Below are 17,444 nucleotides of genomic sequence, written 5' to 3' on the forward strand. Positions count from 1 at the left end.
GTGTCTCAGCCCCCATTGCGCTGGCAGCGCATTGTGCTGCCGAGTTTTTTGGCCTTGCCGATGCTGGCGGCCATGTTGGCCCTGGGCATTTGGCAGGTGCAGCGGATGGGGTGGAAATCCGCCCTGTTGCAGGAGCTGGCCGCGGCCCAGGCCGGGCCGCCGGTGAGTGCGGCCAATCCGGCGCCTTTTGCTCATATCATGGCAAGTGGCCGGTTTCGGCATGATCTGGAATTGCTGCTGGGCAGTGAGGTGCGCGGCACCACCCTCGGCGCTGCCCTGATCACCCCGCTCGAGCGTGACGGCGCGCCCGCCCTGCTGGTGGAGCGCGGCTGGGTGCCGCTGGACCGTGCCGGCGTGAGCCGGCCTGAAGGGGTGGTGACGGTGCAAGGCTATATGCGGCCCGCCGAGCGGCCTGGGCTGCTCTCGGCCGCTGATAGCCCCGCCGCCCGGCGCTTTCATAATTTCGACATTCCGGCGATGGGTGCGGCGATTGGCCTGCCGGTGGCGTCTTTTGGCCTGGCGGTTGTGGTGCCTGGCCGCGCCCGGCCGGATGGTGGGCTGGGCAGCACGCCGGCACCCAATCAGGGCGGCGTGCCCAGCCCGGCCACGGGGTTCCCGGCACCCAGCAACCCGCATTTGGGCTATGCCATCACCTGGTTCGGCCTGGCCCTGGCCTGGACCGCGATTTTCGCCCTCTGGGCCAGCAGACGGATCAGCACGCCATGAATGCCGCCTATCAACGCCTGAAAACCCGCCATGCCCGCATCGCCACCCTGGGCGAGGCCTCGGCGATGCTGGGTTGGGATGCCTCGGCGATGATGCCCCAGGGCGGCGGCGCGGCGCGTGGCGACCAACTCGCCTTGCTGGCCGGCATGATGCATGAATTGGCCATTGCCCCGGAGGTGGCCGAGGATCTCGCCGCAGCCGAGGCCAAGGGCGAATGGGAAGAGGCCAATCTGGCGCTGATGCGCCACGGCCATATCCGCGCCACCGCCTTGGACACCGCGCTGGTGGAGGCCGTCTCGCTGGCCAATAGCCGCTGCGAGAAAATCTGGCGTGAGGCGCGCAAGAGCGCCGATTTCGCCCTGGTTCGCCCGGCTTTGGAGGAGGTGGTGCGCCTGCAGCGTCAGACCGCCCAGGCGCTCGCCGCTGCGCTTAATCTCAGCCCTTATGACGCGCTGATGGATGGTTTTCAGCGCGGTGTGACCGCTGCCGAGGTCGAGCCGATCTTCGCCACCTATGAGGGTTTTTTGGCCGAGGCGCTGCCGCGTGCCCTCGAGATTCAGGCGAGGCGGGGGCCGGCCATCCCGCTTCAGGGGCCATTTCCCGTCGCCACGCAGAAGGCGATGGCGCAGGCGATGAGCGCGCGCATGGGCCTCGAATACAGCCATGCCAGGCTGGATGAGAGCACCCATCCATTCTGTGGCGGCACGCCGAGCGATGTGCGCATCACCACGCGATACCATGAGGGCGATGTCGCCCAGGCGCTGCTGGGGGTGCTGCATGAAACCGGCCATGCGCTGTATGAGCGCGGATTGCCCGAGGCCTATCGCCGCCAGCCGGTGGGCGAGGCGGCCGGCATGGCGGCGCATGAGAGCCAGTCGCTCATCATTGAAATGCAGGCCTGCCGTGGCGATGCGTTTTTGGGCTTTCTCGGCCGGGAGTTGCAGGCGGCTTATGGCGGCGATGCGGCGGCTTATGATGGGGCGAATCTGGCCAAGCTCTGGCGCCATGTGCGGCCGGGTTTCATTCGCGTTGATGCCGATGAAATCACCTATCCGGCGCATGTCATTTTGCGGTTCCGGCTGGAGCGGGCGCTGATTTCGGGCGATCTGGCGGTGGCTGATCTGCCGCAGGCCTGGGGGGAGGGGCTGCAGCAACTGCTCGGCATCACGCCGCCGGATGACGCGCAGGGCTGCCTGCAGGATATCCATTGGCATGATGGCGCCTTTGGCTATTTCCCCAGCTATACCTTGGGTGCCATGGCCGCCGCCCAGTTGATGGGGGCGGCGCGGGCCGCCACGCCGGGGCTGGATGCCGCCTTGGCGCAGGGTGACGCTAGCCCGCTGTTGGGTTGGCTGCGGGTCAATCTGCATGCCCAGGGCAGCCGGCTGGGGTTTCAGGATTTGCTGCGCTCTGCCACCGGCAAAGCGCTCGACCCTGCCGATTTCACCGCGCATTTGACCCGGCGCTACCTGACTGATTGACCGCAGCCGGGTTATAAGCCCGGCCATGCGCTATATTTCCACCCGCGGCCAGGCCGCGCCCCGCGGCTTTGAAGGTGTTCTGCTGGCCGGTCTCGCCGAGGATGGCGGGCTGTTCATGCCGCAGACCTGGCCGAGCCTCTCGCCCGATGAATGGCGCGCGCTGCGCGGCCTGCCCTATGCCGAATTGGCCACCCGGCTGCTGCTGCCCTTTATGGGCGAGGCGATTGCCGAGGCTGATTTGCGGCGGATGTGCCAGGAATCCTATGGCAGCTTCGCCCATGCTGCGGTGGTGCCGCTGGTGCAGCTGGATGAGCGGCATTTCGCGCTGGAATTGTTCCATGGCCCCACCCTGGCCTTCAAGGATGTGGCGCTGCAATTGCTGGGCCGGCTGTTTGACCATGTTCTGGCGCGGCGTGGCGAGCGCATCACCATTGTGGGCGCCACCAGCGGCGATACCGGTTCGGCCGCCATCGAGGCCTGCCGGGACCGTGCGGCAATTGATATTGTCATCCTCCACCCGGAGAACCGCACCTCCGAGGTGCAGCGGCGGCAGATGACCAGTGTGCTCTCTCCCAATGTGGCCAATATCGCGGTGCAGGGCAGCTTTGATGATTGCCAGGATGCGGTGAAGGCAATGTTCAATGACGCGCCCTTCCGCACCGAGATGAAACTCGCGGCGGTGAACAGCATCAATTGGGCGCGGATTGCGGCGCAAATTCCATATTACGCCGCTGCGGCGTTGGCGCTGGGCGCGCCGGATCGGCCGGTGACGGTTTGCGTGCCCACTGGCAATTTCGGCAATGTGATGGCCGCCTATGCCGCCATGCGCATGGGGCTGCCGATTGAGCGCTTCATTATCGGTTCCAATCGCAATGATATTCTGGCGCGGTTTCTCGCCGGCAATGACATGTCGGCGCGGCCGGTGGAGCCCAGCCTCTCGCCGAGCATGGATATTCAGGTCTCGTCGAATTTCGAGCGGTTGCTGTTCGAATTGCTGGGGCGCGATGCTGCCGCCACGGCCGAGCAAATGACGCGCTTCCGCGCCGAGGGGCGGATGCCGGTGCCCGATGCCGCTTGGCGGGCCGCGACCGCCCGCTTCCATGGCTTTGCGCTGGATGACGCCGGAACGCTCGAAGAAATGCGCCGGTTGAAGCGTGAGAGTGGCTATGTGGCCGACCCGCATACGGCGGTGGGGACGGCTGCGGCGCGCGCCCATCCGGGCCCTGCGGATGTGCCGGTGATCATCGCCGCCACCGCCCATCCGGCGAAATTCCCCGATGCCGTGCGCGCGGCACTGGGCGAGGCGCCGGCGCTGCCGCCGCATCTGGCGGATCTTTATGAGCGGGAGGAGCGCTTCACCGTGCTGCCCAATGCGCTGGAGGGGCTTGAGAATTTTGTGCGGGCCCATGCCCGGCGCAACGCATGAGCAGCATTTGCGCCCATCGCGGCGGCGCGCTGCTTTGGCCGGAAAACTCGCTCACCGCCTTTCGCCACGCCCTCGCACTGCCGATTGAGGAGGTGGAATGCGATGTCCATCTCTCGGCCGATGGCGTGGCCATGGTGCATCATGATGCGACGCTGGAGCGTACCACCGAGGGTTCGGGGCCTGTGGCGCATCGGACGGCCGCCGAATTGTCGGCAACGCGGCTGCGCGGGCTGAATGAAGGGCTGCCACGCCTGGCCGACTTGCTCGAATTGGTGGCGGCCAGCGGCAAATTGCTGCGGCTGGAAATCAAGGCGGATCATCAGAACCACCATGTTCCCGCCCTGTTGGCGGCGGTGCGGGTTGATCTGGCCCGCATTCCCGCCCGCATCCGGCTGATGTCCTTCCTTCCCGCCTGTCTGGCCGAGGCGGCGATGGCCGATATGGATTTGCTGATCCGCCCCTCGGATATGGCCTGGCACAGCGCGGCCTCGCTCAATGCCTATGCGGCGGGTTTGGGCTGCAATGGCCTGGGCTTTGGCTTTGAAACCGCTGAATTGCCGCGGGTTCTGCCCGGCATCACCGGCACCACCAATATCTGGCGGGCCGATACGGCCGAGGCTTTGGCGCAGGCTTTCGCTCTGGCGCCGCATTCCATCACCACCGATGACCCGGTGCGGGCGCTGGCGCTGCGCGGCGGCTGAATCCCTGCACTGGCCCCCATATGGCGTGGGGGCGGTTTTGCCGCCAAAATACCCAGCAAATATTCCCTCAGGAACCCAACCTTGCCCAGCGATGCCATCCAGGTCACCACCCTGCCCAGCGGCCTCACCATCGTCACCGAGACCATGCCGCGGGTGGAGACCGTCTCCTTCGGCGCCTATGTCGCCGCCGGCACCCGCCATGAGGATGCGGCGGTGAATGGCGCCTCGCATTTCCTCGAACACATGGCCTTCAAGGGCACTGCGCGCCGGGATGCGGCGGCCATTGCGCGTGAGATTGAGAATGTCGGGGGCCAAATCAACGCCTATACCGCCCGCGAAAACACCGCCTATTACTGCAAGGTGTTGAAGGAGGATGTGGCGCTCGCCGCTGATATCATTGGCGATATCCTGACCAATTCCGCCTTTGTGCCTGAGGAGTTGGAGCGCGAGCGCGGCGTGATTCTGCAAGAGATCGGCCAGGCGAATGACACGCCGGACGACATCATCTTCGACCATTTCCAAAACACCGCCTATGCCGACCAGGCGATGGGCCGCCCCACCTTGGGCGATGAGGCTATCATCAAGCAGATGCAGCGCGGCGCGCTGACCGGCTATATGCAGGCGCATTACGGCCCGAAAAACATGGTGGTGGCCGCGGCCGGGGCGGTGGAACACGCTGCCGTGCTCGACCTTGCGCGCAGCCATTTCGCCGGCCTGCCGCAGCAGCCCGCACCGGCTGCCGAGGCCGCCCGCTACACCGGCGGCGAATTCCGCGAGGAGCGTGATCTCGACCAGGTGCATGTCGTTCTCGGCTTCGAGAGCCTGGCCTATCGCGCCCAGGAGAGCCATGCCGCCATGCTGCTTTCCACCCTATTGGGCGGTGGCATGTCCTCGCGGCTATTCCAGGAAATCCGCGAGAAGCGCGGACTGGTCTATTCCATTTACAGCTATACTCAGCCCTTCGATGATAGCGGGCTTTTCGCCATCTATGCCGGTACTGGCGAGAAGGAGGCGGCGGAGCTTATCCCCGTCACCCTCGAGGAATTGCGCCGGGTGCAGCATGATGTGACCGAGGATGAGTTGAACCGCGCCAAGGCACAGCTTCGCGCCTCGCTGCTGATGAGCCTGGAGAGCACCGGCAGCCGCTGCGAGCAACTCGCCCGGCAATGGCAGGTGCATGGCCGCATCATCCCAACCGAGGAAACCAAACAGAAAATTGCCGCCGTGACGGTGGCCGATATTCAGGCGGTGGCGGCGAAGATTTTTCGCGGCAAACCCACCCTGGCAGCGCTGGGCCCGGCGGGGAAAGTGCCGGGGCTGGCGCAGATCAGCGAAAGCCTCTCGGCATGAATCGCCTGGACCGGCTTGCCGCCCTCATCACCGCCGCGCGCCAGGCCGGGGCCGATTCCGCCGATGCGCTGCTGGTGGAAAATGCCAGCCTCTCGGTGCAGCGCCGCCTGGGCAAGCTCGAGCATCTGGAGCGCGCCGAGGGGCTGGATATTGGCCTGCGGGTTTTCATTGGCCTCCGCCAGGCCATCATCAGCAGCAGTGATACCGACCCTGCAGGCTTCGCCCGCCTGGCCGAACAGGCGGTGGCCATGGCCCGGGTGGTGCCGGCGGACCCGTTTTGTGGCCTGCTGGAGCCCCGTGCGGCACCCGATGCCACGCCGCTCGACCTGCATGACCCGAGCGAGCCCAGCGCCGAGGCGCTGATCGAACGCGCGGCCATCGCCGAGGAGGCGGCGCTGGCCGTGGCTGGCGTGACCAATAGCGAGGGGGCGGAGGCGGGTTGGAGCCGGCTGCGCATCGCCATGGTCACCTCGGCCGGTTTTGCCGGCGAATATGCCCGCACCGGCCATTCCATCTCGGCCACCGCGCTGGCCGGCAGCGGCACGGCGATGGAGCGGGATTATGATTATTCCTCCGCCGTGCATTTGGCCGATTTGGAGGATGCGGGGCTGATTGGCCGCCGGGCTGGGGAGCAGGCGGTCAGCCGCCTCAACCCGCGCCGGCCGGCCACGGCGCGCTTGCCCGTGGTTTATGCGCCGCGGGTCTCGGGCAGCCTGATTGGGCATTTGTCGAGTGCGATCAATGGCGCCGCCGTGGCGCGCGGCACCTCCTTCCTCAAGGACAGCATGGGAAAGCGGGTGCTGGCTGCCGGGTTGCGGGTGATGGATGACCCCACCCGGCCGCGCGGGGCCCGCTCACGCCCCTTCGATGCCGAGGGCACGCCCTGCGCGCCGCTCGCCTTGGTGGAGGATGGCGTGCTGCTGAGCTGGCTGCTGGATGGGCGCAGCGCCCGGCAGCTCAATCTGACCAGCACCGGCCATGCCAGCCGTGGCACGGGCGGCCCGCCTTCGCCTTCGGCGACCAATCTTTGGCTCGCCCCGGGCAGCGCCACGCCGGCTGAGCTGATCGCCGATATCCGCGAGGGCCTCTACATCACCGAGATGATCGGCATGAGCGTGAATGCGGTGACCGGCGATTACAGCCGTGGCGCCTCGGGTTTCATGATCCGCAATGGCCAATTGGCCGAGGCGGTGAGCGAGATGACCGTTGCGGGCAAATTGCAGGAGATGTTCCTGAACATGTGTCCGGCCTCGGACCTCATTTTCAAGCGCGGCACGGATGCGCCGACGCTGCGGGTGGAAGGGATGACCCTGGCCGGGGCCTGATCAGCCGCGCAGGCCGGGCGCATTGGCCAGGATGTCGCGTGCCACCGCGCGGTCCCGGTTGATGAGCGCGGCATAGGCGGGGCCATCGGAGAGGATGGGGTCATTGCCGCCGGCGATAAGCCGCTCGCGCGTGGCGGGGTCCTGGATTGCGTGGTGCAGGGCCTGGGTGAAGCGCGCCAATGCTGCGGGCGGGCTGCCGCTGGGGGCGAAAAACCCAGTCCAGGAGACCAGATCATAGCCGGGGAGAATTTCGCTGATCGCCGGGGTTTGCGGGGTGAGGGGCCGTCGCTCGGCGCTGGTGACGGCGATGAGCCGGGCGCGATTGGCCTGTAGGGCCGGGATGAGGCTGGAATGGCTGATGATGGCGGCATCGATCCGCCCCGTGCCCACCTCGCGCGACGCATCGGCGCCACCGCGATAGGGGATGTGTTCCAGCCGCACGCCGGCGCGGAGTTGAATCAATTCCCCCATGAAATGGCCGATATGGGCGTGGCCGGGCGTGCCATAGGTGATCTGCCCTGGCCGGGCGCGGGCGGCGGCGAGAAATCCCTGAAAATCCTCGGCCGGGAAATTCTGATGCACGGCCAGATAATAGGGCTGGGAGGTGACCTGGGCGACTGGGGTGAAGGCGGTTTCGTAATCCACCGGGAGTGGGCGGCTGACCAGGGGCAGGGTGGCGAAGGTCGCGCCCTCCAGCATGAAGGTGTGGCCATCCGGGGCGGATTGGGCGAGGGCGGCGGCGGCGATGGCGCCCGAGGCGCCGGTGCGGTTTTCCACCACCAGGGATTGGCCCAGATGCTCGGCCATTTTCGGCTGGATGGTGCGGGCGATGGTATCCGCCACGCCGCCGGCGCTATAGGGAATGATCAGCCGGATAGCGCGCTCGGGATAGGTTTGCGCCAGGGCCGGTGTGGCGAGGGTGGCGAGAATACTGGCGCGGCGGGTGAGGCGCATGGGCGGGCATTTCCTGTTTTGCCGCAAGGCTGCGGGGGGCGCGGGGCAGCGTCAAGCATAGGCTGGCTTTGCCGCCGGGCGCGGGGGCGCTATGGCGGGGCATGCGCATCCTCTTCCTGGGCGATATCGTGGGCCGCAGCGGCCGCGATGCCCTGACCGACAAGCTCCCTGGCCTTCGCGCCGCCCTTCGCGCCGATCTCGTGGTGGTCAATGGCGAGAATGCCAGCCATGGCTTTGGCTTGGCGCCGGAGATGGCGCGCGCCTTCTTCCTGGCCGGCACCGATGTGATCACCCTGGGCAACCATGCCTGGGACCGTAAGGAGATCATCCCCTATCTGGAGGTCGAGCATCGGGTAGTGCGGCCGATCAATTTCCCGCCTGGCACCCCAGGGCGCGGGTCCTTTGTGGCGGTGCTCGATGATGGCCGCAAGGCGCTGGTCATCAATGTGATGGGGCGGTTGTTCATGGATGCGCTGGATGACCCCTTCCGCGCCGTGCAGGCGGAGTTGCAAAAACACCCGCTGGGCCGGGCGGTGCAGGCGGCGGTGGTGGATGTGCATGCCGAGGCGAGCAGCGAGAAACAGGCGATGGGCCATAGTTTTGACGGGCTGGCATCGCTGATTGTGGGCACCCATACCCATGCGCCCACGGCTGACCATCAGATTCTGGCCGGCGGCACCGCCTATATGACGGATGCGGGGATGTGCGGCGATTACGACAGCATTATCGGCATGCAGAAGGGTGCGGCGGCGCTGCGGTTTTGGAAGAAAGTGCCGGGCGAAAAACTCGCCCCCGCCGAGGGCGAGGCCACGCTGTGCGGGGTATTCGTTGAAACCGATGACGCGACGGGCCTGGCCAAGCAGGTGGGCGCGTTGCGGGTGGGTGGGCGCCTGTCGCAGCTGATGCCGGGGTTTTGAGGCGGCATTACAGCATTTTCAAGCCTTGCGGCTTCGCAAGGCGACTCGGGAAATGCGTAACGGCAGAAGCTAGAGCGGATTCACCGGCTTCGCTTTCGGTGAAACCGCTCTAAGCCGCCCCAGGCCTTTGATCAGACGTCATAACCAGGGTTGCGCCGGTCCAATTGCCGCAGCATGGCCGGCCATTCCATCAACCCATAGGGCCTACGGGTGCCCGGCTGATAATTCATATAGGTCTCATCCAGCACCGCCTGCGGTACCTTGGCGAAGGGGGTGTTGCAGGCCATGGCCGCCAGCTGCGCCATGCAGCTTTTTTCCAGCCGGTGCAGCGTGTTGAACGCCTCGCCGATGGTATTGCCGGTGGTCAGCAGCCCGTGATTGCGCAGGATCATGGCGTTGTTGGCGCCCAAATCGCGCACCAGACGGTCTTGCTCAGACTCGTTCAGCACCACGCCATTGTAGTCATGGTAGGAAATATGGGTGAAGCGCATCGCCGTCTGGGTCAGCGGCATCAGGCCGCATTCCAGCGAGGAGATGGCCATGCCCGGCCAGGTATGGGTGTGGATGACGCAATTGGCGTCATGGCGATGCTTATGCACGGCGGCATGGATGACGAAGCCGGCGCGGTTGATGCCGAAATCGAAATCGCCATAGCTGGTCTTGCCGACGACATTGCCCTCGATATCGATCTTGATGAGCGAGGAGGCGGTGATCTCGTCATACATCATGCCATAGGGGTTGATGAGGAAGTTGTTATCCTCCCCCGGCACCCGCATGGAGATGTGGTTGGCGCCGATATCATCCATGCCGTAGAGCGCGACGAGGCGGTAGCAGGCGGCGGTATCCACCCGCGCCTGCCATTCGGCGGGCGAGACTTTGTCGCGCATGGATTCGATGCGCAGCGTCTGTTTGGGCTGGTCGAGCATGTTTCAATTCCCTCTATTGGCAAAAGCTTGGTGCGGCCTGGCGCCGCGGTTCAATCCACAAAGATCCAACGGTAACCATCGGCGGTGTGTTTCAGCCGCCCCGCGGTGGGGCTGGGGAAATGCACCGGCAGCAGCATGGCGGGGGTATTGGCGGTGGTTTCGAAGATTTTCAGCCGCGATTGGGTGGCGGCCTCGGGGTCGGCGCAGAAGATGGTGGACCAGCTGGGTTGGTTCACCTGCAGCTGATGGTGCATCAGATCGCCGGTGATGACCGCGCGCTCGCCCTTGGAAGAAATATTCACGCAGCAATGGCAGGGTGAATGGCCGGGGGTGGGGATGATGGTGATGCAGTCATCGGGGCTGAAATCATCATCGACCAGCACGGCCTGGCCGGCCTCCATGATCGGCAGGCAATTCATCAGGAAGACATCGGGCTTGTGGTTGCCCACCGGGCCCTGCTTGGCCGCTGCCTCCCAGAAGGCATATTCGGTCTTGTGGAAGATGTATTTGGCGCGCGGGAAGGTGGGCACCCAGCGCCCGTCGCGCAGCACGGTGTTCCAGCCGCAATGGTCGATATGCAGATGGGTGCAGAAAACGTAATCGACATCATCGACCGTCAGCCCCTCCGCCGCCAGCCCATCCAGCCAGGGCTGCTTTGGGAAATCCATCGGCGCCGGATAGCCCTTATCCTCGCCAGTGCAGGTATCCACCAGGATGACATGGTGCGGCGTGCGGATGACGAAGCTTTGGTAGGTGATGACCATCTTATTGGTCGCTGCCTCATAGGTGCGCGGGTCCATCTCGCGCAGCAGGGCATGGGCGGCGCCGGGGGGGGCGGAGGGGAACATGGTTTCCGCCACGCGCCAGGGCCCGTCGCGCTCGATGATGCTGGAAATGGTGACGTCACCGACTTTAAGGCGATTCATGGCTGTTCCTCCGCGTGGAGGCCCAGCCTAATCCTGACACCGAGACGCGCAAGGTGGTGCGGGCGGCGGGACTCGAACCCGCACGGCCCCAGGGGCCGGGAGATTTTAAGTCTCATCCGTCTACCATTCCGGCACGCCCGCACATCGCCCTTATGGCCTGCCTGGGCTCAGGCGAGAAGCCGCAAAGCTTTTGCCGCGCGATAGACGGGGCCGACGAGGAAATTGCACAGCACCGTCCGTGTCAGGTGAAAGCCCAGCACCAGCGGCACGGCAAGGTCGAGCGCTTTGGCGGTGAGTGCCATTTCCGGCATGCCGCCCGGCGCCATGCCCAGCACCACGGCGGCCTGCGGCAGGCCGGTTGCCCATCCGAGCGCCAGGCCCAAAATCGAGCAGAGCAGCGATAGCGCCAGCGAGGAGAGCACCGAGGCCCAGGCCAGCCGGTGCGAGCGCAGCAGGAAATCGCGCGTCAGCCGCTGCCCCAGCGCGGTGCCCATGCCGATCTGCGCCATATTGACCATGATGTTGGGCACGCCCGAGGGCAGGTTTTCGGTGGCGGCCAGCGCGATGGTGAGGCCAAAGGGCCCCAACATCCATGGATTGGCCACCCCGGTGCGGCGCATCAGCAGTGCCGCCGCCAGCGCGCCCAGCATCATCACCCCCAGCCAGAGCGGCTGCACCGGCAGCCTGGCGGTGGAAAACGCCGCGTCATCGGCGTGATGGGCGAAAAACCCCAGAACCAGCGGAAAGGTGAGCACGACGACGAGCACGCGAATCGTCTGGGCGAGGGTGACTGGCGCCATGGCCACACCCTCGCGCTGGGCGAGCACCGCCATCACCACCACGCCGCCGGGGACGGAGGCGAAATAGCCGGTGCGGCTGTCCATCCCGGTCATCCGGGTGAAGAAGGGCACGACGGCCAGGCCGGCGAGGATGGAGAGCAAGGCCGCGAGCACCAGCACCGGCATGGCGCCCGCCACCGCCTCCATCACCGGGCCGGAAAAGGTTTGCCCCAGCCCCAGCCCGAGCATGATGAGCGCCACCGGCCGCACCACCCCATGCACGGCGACGGGGCGGAACCAGGCGAGGGCGGCGGTGGCGAAGAGGGCGCCGATCATCCAGGCCAGCGGCACATGGGCCAGGGTGAAGAGCGCCCCGCCGGCGGTGGCCGTGATGAGCGTGATGAGGTGGGTGGTGATCGTGGGCTGCACTGCGCTGCACCATCTGCCCCGATATGCCCGGCGTCAAACCCCGGGGAAGAAACATCTATACCTTGAGCCCATAGCGGGCCAGGCCGGCGCTGCCCCCGCCTGGGGCCGTGCTGAGGCTGAGATTGGTCAGGTAGCGCTCAGCCATTTTCTGCACCTCCCGGGGGTTTTGCAGCTTGGCGACATCGAAGCGGTTATCGAGGGCGCGCACCTGCGCCTCCACCGATTGCACGGCAATTTCCTGTGGAATGCCCAGCGCCCGGGTGACGACCCGGCGCAGAATCGGGTTGCCCAGCACTTCAAGGTTGCTGGTGGCCCCGGCGGCCTTTTGCTGGAAGAGCAGCGCATCACCCACGCCGGGGGTCTTTGCCTCCAATTCCTCTCGCCGCCGGGCGGCCTTGAGGCCTTCCATCAGGTTGGCCTGCAGCTTTGGGTCACGCAGGCCCTCAATACCGTTTTTGGCGAGGTTCAGGGTTTGCGCCATGGCCAGCCAGCGCTTATCGCTCAGCCGATGGGGCAGGCTTGCGGTATTGGCCGGGTCAGCCAGCAGGACCTGCCGGGCGAGGCCCGCCTGCTCCGCAGCCTCTGGCAGGCCGAGTGCTGTGCCCAGCACGGCCAGCACCCGGGGGTCGCGCAGGGCGGCTTTGATATCCCCCGCCTTGTCCACTGCCAGCTTGAACTGGGCCATGGTGCGGGAAAGGTCAGGCTCCTTGGCGATGCGGGCAAGATCGCGCGCCTCCTGCGCAGCCTTGCTCGCCTGGCGGAAGGCCAGGACAGGATTGGCGCCGAAGCTGCCGACGCTGCCCGACATGGCTCAGGCTGACAGGCCGGGCTGCTCGCGCCGGGGCGCGGGCAGGGGGGCGATGCCGAGCACCTCCTCCTCATGGCGCATCACCCTGCGGGCCAGCTTCAGCGCCGTATAGCCATCATCGGTATTGGCGGCGGCCAGGGCCTGGGCCAGCAGGTCACGCGCGAGGGCGGAGGTGGTGGCCTCCTGGAATTCGCTGATCAGGCCGCGCGCCGCCGTAAGCCCGGCGATGCGTTCCTCATCGGCGCCGATATAGGCGGTTTGCAGCGCGAAATAGATGCGCCGGGCCGGGGTATTCGCGCCATCGGGTGCCATGATCTGCTTGCCGAAGAGGAAACGCGCCCGCGCGGCGAGTTCAATACGGGTGCGGTTGCGAAAGCGGATCGGCGCACCATTGACGACCATCAAATCGCCTTGGCGGAGTTCGAGGACCAGTGTGGACAAGGTTTTTGCCTCCATTGTGACAGCCCAACCCCCCAAGTGCCGTTCTGGCGCAATGATGGGCGTTTTTACCAGCCGGCTGCGGGATGAGATCACGCCCGCAACCGCCTTCGTGCATCATCACCGCGCGGTGTTAACGGCCGATGAAGCCGGCCCCGATTCCCGCGGCAAACCCATCGCCTCAGCGCAGAAATTTGCTCAGCGTCAGTTCGCCCAGGCTCGATGTGACGCGGTAGCTCGCCTCCAGCGCCGTACGCGTGCCCTGCAGCTGGGTCAGGGTCGTGGCCATGTCCACATCGGTGATGGCGGTGATCTGCCTTTGCAAAATGTCGCTGATGTCCTGGTGACGGGTTTTGGTGCTCTCGAGGTGTCGCGCCACATTGCCCAGCGCGCCCATCTCCTCCGACAGCGCGCTCTCGGCCGAGGCGAAGCCTTCTCGGAGCCTGGTCGCCAAATCGCCGAAGCCCTGGCCGAATTGCGCCTGGGCGGGGCCCAGCGCTGCCACGCTGAACAACCCGCGCAGCAGGTCGCGCGCCCAACTGCCGGTGGTCTCGCCCATGCTCTGCGCCACGGCGTTGCGATTGGCGGGCACGCCATAGGCCACCAGTTGGTGATCCGCCGCCGGCACGCTGCGCCGCGCCTCATTGGCGCCACCGGCGGGGTCTTCCAGAAAGGCGGAGAAGGGCGAGTTGCCGGCCGTTGTATTCTGCGCGGCTGTCAATGTTGCCGCGGCCACAGCGCTTGCATTGCTGTTGTTCAACCCGCCGATGGCGGTGGCGATGCTGGTGGCCATGCCGCTGCTCATCAGGGCCTGCGGGTTGGGCACGGGCGGGTGCGTGAGGTCGCTGCCGCCGAACAGATATTCGCCCGAGACCTGGGTGTTCAGCAGATTGCCCACCTCCACCGCGGCCACCCGCGCCCGTTCCTGAAAGACGGCCAGCGCGGCCGGATCCTTCGCATCGAGGCGCATCGCCACCTCGCTGCGGAAGGCGCTGGCGATGTCCTTCAGCCGCTGCAGGCTGGCCTGGGTGACGGTGATGCTGGTGGTGCCCTGGTCGATGGCGCGGCCATAGACCTCGCGGCGGGCCATGTCATTGGTCAGATTGACCAGCTGCGGCGCCTCGTGCGGCAGGTCACCCAGCCGGTCCGTCTTGCGGCCGGAGGAGGCCTGGCGGCTCAATATGTCCATCCTTGCGCGCAGCAGCGCGGCATCGGCATTCAGGCGAGAGAGCGCATCCATCAGCTTATCTCCATCAACGCACCGCGCCCATCAGCGCATCCCACATCGCCTGGGCGGTGCTCATTACCCTAGCATTGGCGGCATAGGCATTTTGCAACTGCACCATGGCCGCCATTTCGGCGTCTGAATCCACGCCGGATTGCTTGCTGATCCTGGCGGCGATGCCCTGTTGCATCGAGGTGGCGTTGTCCTTCGCGGTCGTCGCCTCGGCCCGGGCTTGGGTGTGCACGCGCACCAATTGGGTGGCGTAATCCTCCAGGTTGCGCGCATTGGCGATGGCCGAGGTCAGGCTGCCATCTGGCCCCAGCCCGGCACTGGGAAAGCCCGGCCAGGGATTGCCATCGGCGGCCGTGCTGCCCAGCGAATGGTCCAGCACCCGGTCCAGCAGGGTGACGAAGCCGGCCGGACCACCCGCAGGATTGGGCGCAAAAGCGCTGGGGCCGCCCGTCACAGCCACCACCGCATGCGTGCCGTTGCGCAATGCTGCTGGGTTGTTCTCCACCGCGCTGTTCACCCGGATGGCCTGGGCGAAACCGGCATATCCGCCGCCGACATAGCCGAGCGTGCGGTCGGGTATATTGCCCGAGGCATCGGTGAATAGCCGCAGCCCCTGCGCATCCAGGCGCCCCGCCAGTTCGACTGCCGAGACGTCGATCTCGGCCTGCATGCGGGGCAGCACCTGGTCGCGCAGGGCGACATATTCGCCGAGCCTTCCGCCCAATATCCTGCGGGTGACATCGAGCGGGCCTATCCGCACCCCGGGCAGGCTGCCACCCGTGCCATAATAGCTGCTCGGGCCCGCGACCGCGGCATCGGTGGCGAGGATGTCCTCGCCCGCCGAGGGCAGCGGCAGCGTCAGGCCATTGCGCCCCATCAGCACCAGGCCGCCATCGGGCTGGCGCAGTGGCCGCACCGGCAGCGTTTCAGACAAGGTGCTGATCGCAAGGTCGCGCTTATCCTCCAGATCGGCCGTGGTGCGGCCCGCGCCGCGATTGGCGCTGATGAGGCGGGTGAGTTCAGCAATCTGGCGCAGCGCGTCATTGGCGCGGCCCACCTCGGTGACGATGCCATCCTGCGCCTGCTGCCGGGCGGTTTGGATGGCCTGCCCGGCATCCTGCATGCGGTTGGCCACGCTCTGCGCCGCGTTGAGTGCCGCGCGGGCCAGTTCTGGGTCGGCTGGGTTGGCGCGCAGGGTGGTGAAGGCTTCCCGCAGGCTGCCCAGGGCATTGCCCAGCGATGTCGCATCCTCCGGCCGGCCCTGCACCGCCTCAATGCCGGCCAGCAGGGTCTCGCGCGCCGAGGCGGCTGCGGCGGCGGCACCGCGGCCATCGCGCTCGGCCAGCAGCGCCAAATCCACGTCACGTCGCGCCTCGGCGCTGCGCACGCCGAGCGGCTGGCCGGCATAATCGGCCGATACGTTCGAAACCGTTTTGCGCGTGTAGCCCTCGGTGCCTGCATTGGCGATGTTCTGCGAGGCCTGGGCGAGCGCGCGCTGGGTTGCGGCCAGGCCCGATCGGGCGATGCTGAAGGCGGCGTCGAGGCTCATGATGTTGGGTTATCCTGGCAGTGGCGTTATCGTGGCCAAGCGCTTCAGCGCTTCATGTTGATCGTGTCCTGCAGCAACTCGTCGGTCGTGGTCACCACCTTGGTGTTGGCGGTATAGGCGCGCTGGGCGACGATCAGCTTGGTGAATTCGCTGGCGATATCGACATTGCTGCGCTCGACCGAACCCGCCACCAACTGCCCCGCGCCATCGGTCGCCACATCGGTTACCCGCGCCTCGCCACTCTCAACGGTGCGCATGAAGGCCTGCCCGTCGAGCCGTTGCAGCGCATTGGGATCGGAGAAGGTGACGAGCGGGATGCGGCCCACCACACGGGATTGGCCATTGTCGTAATTGACCGTGATATTGCCATTATCGGCGATCTGCAGCGCCGAATAGGAGCCTGGCGGCACGCCGTTTTGCGCGATATTGCGCACCGAGAATTCCCGCGCGGCGAATTGCGTCAGGCCGCCCGCCGATCCGATCTTGCCCAGATTGAGCACGATATCCTGTCGGCCTTCACCCAGATCGCTGGAGAAGGCCAGCGTCGCCCCATCGCCGAGCGCTGTGGTTCCCGCGGTGAGGTTGGTGGCTGCGGTGAAGCCGCCGAGCGTGCCCGCATCCACCGGCGGTGTGGCCGTGGCACCGAAATGCAACCGCACCCTGCGGGTGGTGGGCACCGCCTCATCGGGCAGCGTTATGTCCAGGTCCCATTGGCTCGTCCCTGCCGGCGGCGGGCCGGGGGTGGTGACCGGCTTGAAGGTGAGGTTCGCGACATGCGAGGAGCCCAGCGCGTCATACAGCGGCAATTGGGTATTCACCGGTGTCACCCCATCGGCAGGCAGATTGGCCGCCAGTTCAATCAGCGTGGTTTCCACCGGGTTGAACAATTGCCCGCTGATCTGCAACGGGGCCAATGCGGTGCGATCTGGCTCGCCGATGCCGCCCAGCGGCCAGCCCTGCAGATAGTAGCCAGAGCTGTTGACCAGATAGCCTTTCGTGTTCACCTGGAAATCGCCGGCGCGGGTGACGAATTGCCGCTCATCGAAGACCGCCACCCCATTCTTTTCACCTTGCGATGCCGCGACGGAAAAGAAACCCTGGCCACTGATGGCGAGGGAGCTCGGCCTATCCGACTGTTCGACCGTGCCCTGCACCGAATTGGTATAATCGGGCCGGGCCCGCACTGTGTCTGATGAATTGGAGCTGCGCGAGGATTGCGTCACCAGGTTGATGAAGCTGGTGTCCACCCGCTTATAGCCCACGGTCTGGCTATTCGCGAGGTTGTTGGAGACATTGGTCAGCGCGCGTGATTGGGCGTTCAGGCCGCTGATAGCCGTGGTCATGGCACCGAAAAGAGACATGGCGTGTCCTGTCACCGGGTTGGAAGGCCGCCGCGGCGGCAACCCGGCGCGGCGGCAGCGCCTTTGGGGGGCGGCCGTGCCCCGCCACGCAGCTTTCATGCCAGGGCGGGA

16 protein-coding genes and 1 tRNA gene are annotated in these 17,444 nt (G+C 66.2%); 7 read left to right on the forward strand and 10 right to left on the reverse strand.

Going from position 1 to position 17,444, the window contains the following annotated elements; all coding sequences use genetic code 11:
* From ABWP84_RS03160 to ABWP84_RS03185, 6 genes are all read left to right on the forward strand, one after another.
* A complete protein-coding gene (locus ABWP84_RS03160) occupies positions 1 to 726 on the forward strand; it encodes an SURF1 family protein (RefSeq protein WP_353210543.1) in 726 nt (241 codons plus the stop codon).
* Entirely contained in the window at positions 723 to 2,207 is a 1,485-nt protein-coding gene (locus ABWP84_RS03165; RefSeq protein ID WP_353210544.1) for a carboxypeptidase M32, read from the forward strand. The genes ABWP84_RS03160 and ABWP84_RS03165 overlap by 4 nt, the downstream gene beginning before the upstream one ends.
* Before the next feature lie 25 nt (positions 2,208 to 2,232).
* Positions 2,233 to 3,633 (forward strand): threonine synthase, encoded by a 1,401-nt coding sequence (thrC, locus tag ABWP84_RS03170; protein ID WP_353210545.1) that lies wholly within the window; start codon positions 2,233 to 2,235, stop codon positions 3,631 to 3,633.
* Positions 3,630 to 4,334, forward strand: a complete 705-nt coding sequence (locus ABWP84_RS03175; protein WP_353210546.1) for a glycerophosphodiester phosphodiesterase family protein — start codon at positions 3,630 to 3,632, stop codon at positions 4,332 to 4,334. The genes thrC and ABWP84_RS03175 overlap by 4 nt, the downstream gene beginning before the upstream one ends.
* An 81-nt stretch (positions 4,335 to 4,415) precedes the next feature.
* Positions 4,416 to 5,684 carry a pitrilysin family protein gene (locus tag ABWP84_RS03180; protein WP_353210547.1) on the forward strand — a complete coding sequence of 423 codons (1,269 nt, stop codon included), beginning with the start codon at positions 4,416 to 4,418 and terminating at the stop codon, positions 5,682 to 5,684.
* Positions 5,681 to 7,009 carry a TldD/PmbA family protein gene (locus ABWP84_RS03185; protein ID WP_353210548.1) on the forward strand — a complete coding sequence of 443 codons (1,329 nt, stop codon included), beginning with the start codon at positions 5,681 to 5,683 and terminating at the stop codon, positions 7,007 to 7,009. The genes ABWP84_RS03180 and ABWP84_RS03185 overlap by 4 nt, the downstream gene beginning before the upstream one ends.
* On the opposite strand, the gene ABWP84_RS03190 is transcribed toward ABWP84_RS03185, so the two are convergent.
* Positions 7,010 to 7,963, reverse strand: coding sequence for a tripartite tricarboxylate transporter substrate-binding protein (locus ABWP84_RS03190; protein ID WP_353210549.1), 954 nt, complete (start codon positions 7,961 to 7,963; stop codon positions 7,010 to 7,012).
* A gap of 101 nt (positions 7,964 to 8,064) precedes the next feature.
* On the opposite strand from ABWP84_RS03190, the gene ABWP84_RS03195 reads away from it, so the two are divergent.
* Positions 8,065 to 8,880 carry a TIGR00282 family metallophosphoesterase gene (locus ABWP84_RS03195; protein ID WP_353210550.1) on the forward strand — a complete coding sequence of 272 codons (816 nt, stop codon included), beginning with the start codon at positions 8,065 to 8,067 and terminating at the stop codon, positions 8,878 to 8,880.
* 131 nt (positions 8,881 to 9,011) lie between these two features.
* Here the strand turns inward: ABWP84_RS03195 and ABWP84_RS03200 are convergent, their stop codons facing one another.
* The 9 genes from ABWP84_RS03200 to flgE form a co-directional block, all read right to left on the reverse strand.
* Positions 9,012 to 9,806: a class II aldolase/adducin family protein gene (locus tag ABWP84_RS03200; RefSeq protein WP_353210551.1), complete on the reverse strand. Its 795-nt coding sequence runs from the start codon at positions 9,804 to 9,806 to the stop codon at positions 9,012 to 9,014.
* A 50-nt stretch (positions 9,807 to 9,856) separates the two neighbouring features.
* Positions 9,857 to 10,732: an MBL fold metallo-hydrolase gene (locus tag ABWP84_RS03205; protein ID WP_353210552.1), complete on the reverse strand. Its 876-nt coding sequence runs from the start codon at positions 10,730 to 10,732 to the stop codon at positions 9,857 to 9,859.
* A gap of 54 nt (positions 10,733 to 10,786) precedes the next feature.
* Positions 10,787 to 10,873 (reverse strand) — tRNA-Leu (locus tag ABWP84_RS03210).
* 26 nt (positions 10,874 to 10,899) lie between these two features.
* Positions 10,900 to 11,940, reverse strand: coding sequence for an AbrB family transcriptional regulator (locus ABWP84_RS03215; RefSeq protein WP_353210553.1), 1,041 nt, complete (start codon positions 11,938 to 11,940; stop codon positions 10,900 to 10,902).
* Between the two features lie 55 nt (positions 11,941 to 11,995).
* Entirely contained in the window at positions 11,996 to 12,748 is a 753-nt protein-coding gene (locus ABWP84_RS03220) for a DUF1217 domain-containing protein (protein ID WP_353210554.1), read from the reverse strand.
* Positions 12,749 to 12,751: 3 nt separating this feature from the next.
* Positions 12,752 to 13,189, reverse strand: a complete 438-nt coding sequence (locus ABWP84_RS03225; RefSeq protein ID WP_353210555.1) for a flagellar biosynthesis repressor FlbT — start codon at positions 13,187 to 13,189, stop codon at positions 12,752 to 12,754.
* Between the two features lie 178 nt (positions 13,190 to 13,367).
* Positions 13,368 to 14,426, reverse strand: a complete 1,059-nt coding sequence (locus tag ABWP84_RS03230) for a flagellin (RefSeq protein ID WP_353210556.1) — start codon at positions 14,424 to 14,426, stop codon at positions 13,368 to 13,370.
* 13 nt (positions 14,427 to 14,439) lie between these two features.
* Positions 14,440 to 15,972 (reverse strand): FlgK family flagellar hook-associated protein, encoded by a 1,533-nt coding sequence (locus tag ABWP84_RS03235; protein WP_353210557.1) that lies wholly within the window; start codon positions 15,970 to 15,972, stop codon positions 14,440 to 14,442.
* A gap of 44 nt (positions 15,973 to 16,016) precedes the next feature.
* Positions 16,017 to 17,432: a flagellar hook protein FlgE gene (gene flgE, locus ABWP84_RS03240; RefSeq protein ID WP_353210560.1), complete on the reverse strand. Its 1,416-nt coding sequence runs from the start codon at positions 17,430 to 17,432 to the stop codon at positions 16,017 to 16,019.
* Between the last annotated feature and the right edge of the window lie 12 nt (positions 17,433 to 17,444).

The sequence above is a fragment of the Rhodovarius sp. genome (assembly GCF_040399605.1).
Classification (GTDB): Bacteria; Pseudomonadota; Alphaproteobacteria; order Acetobacterales; family Acetobacteraceae; genus Rhodovarius; species Rhodovarius crocodyli_A.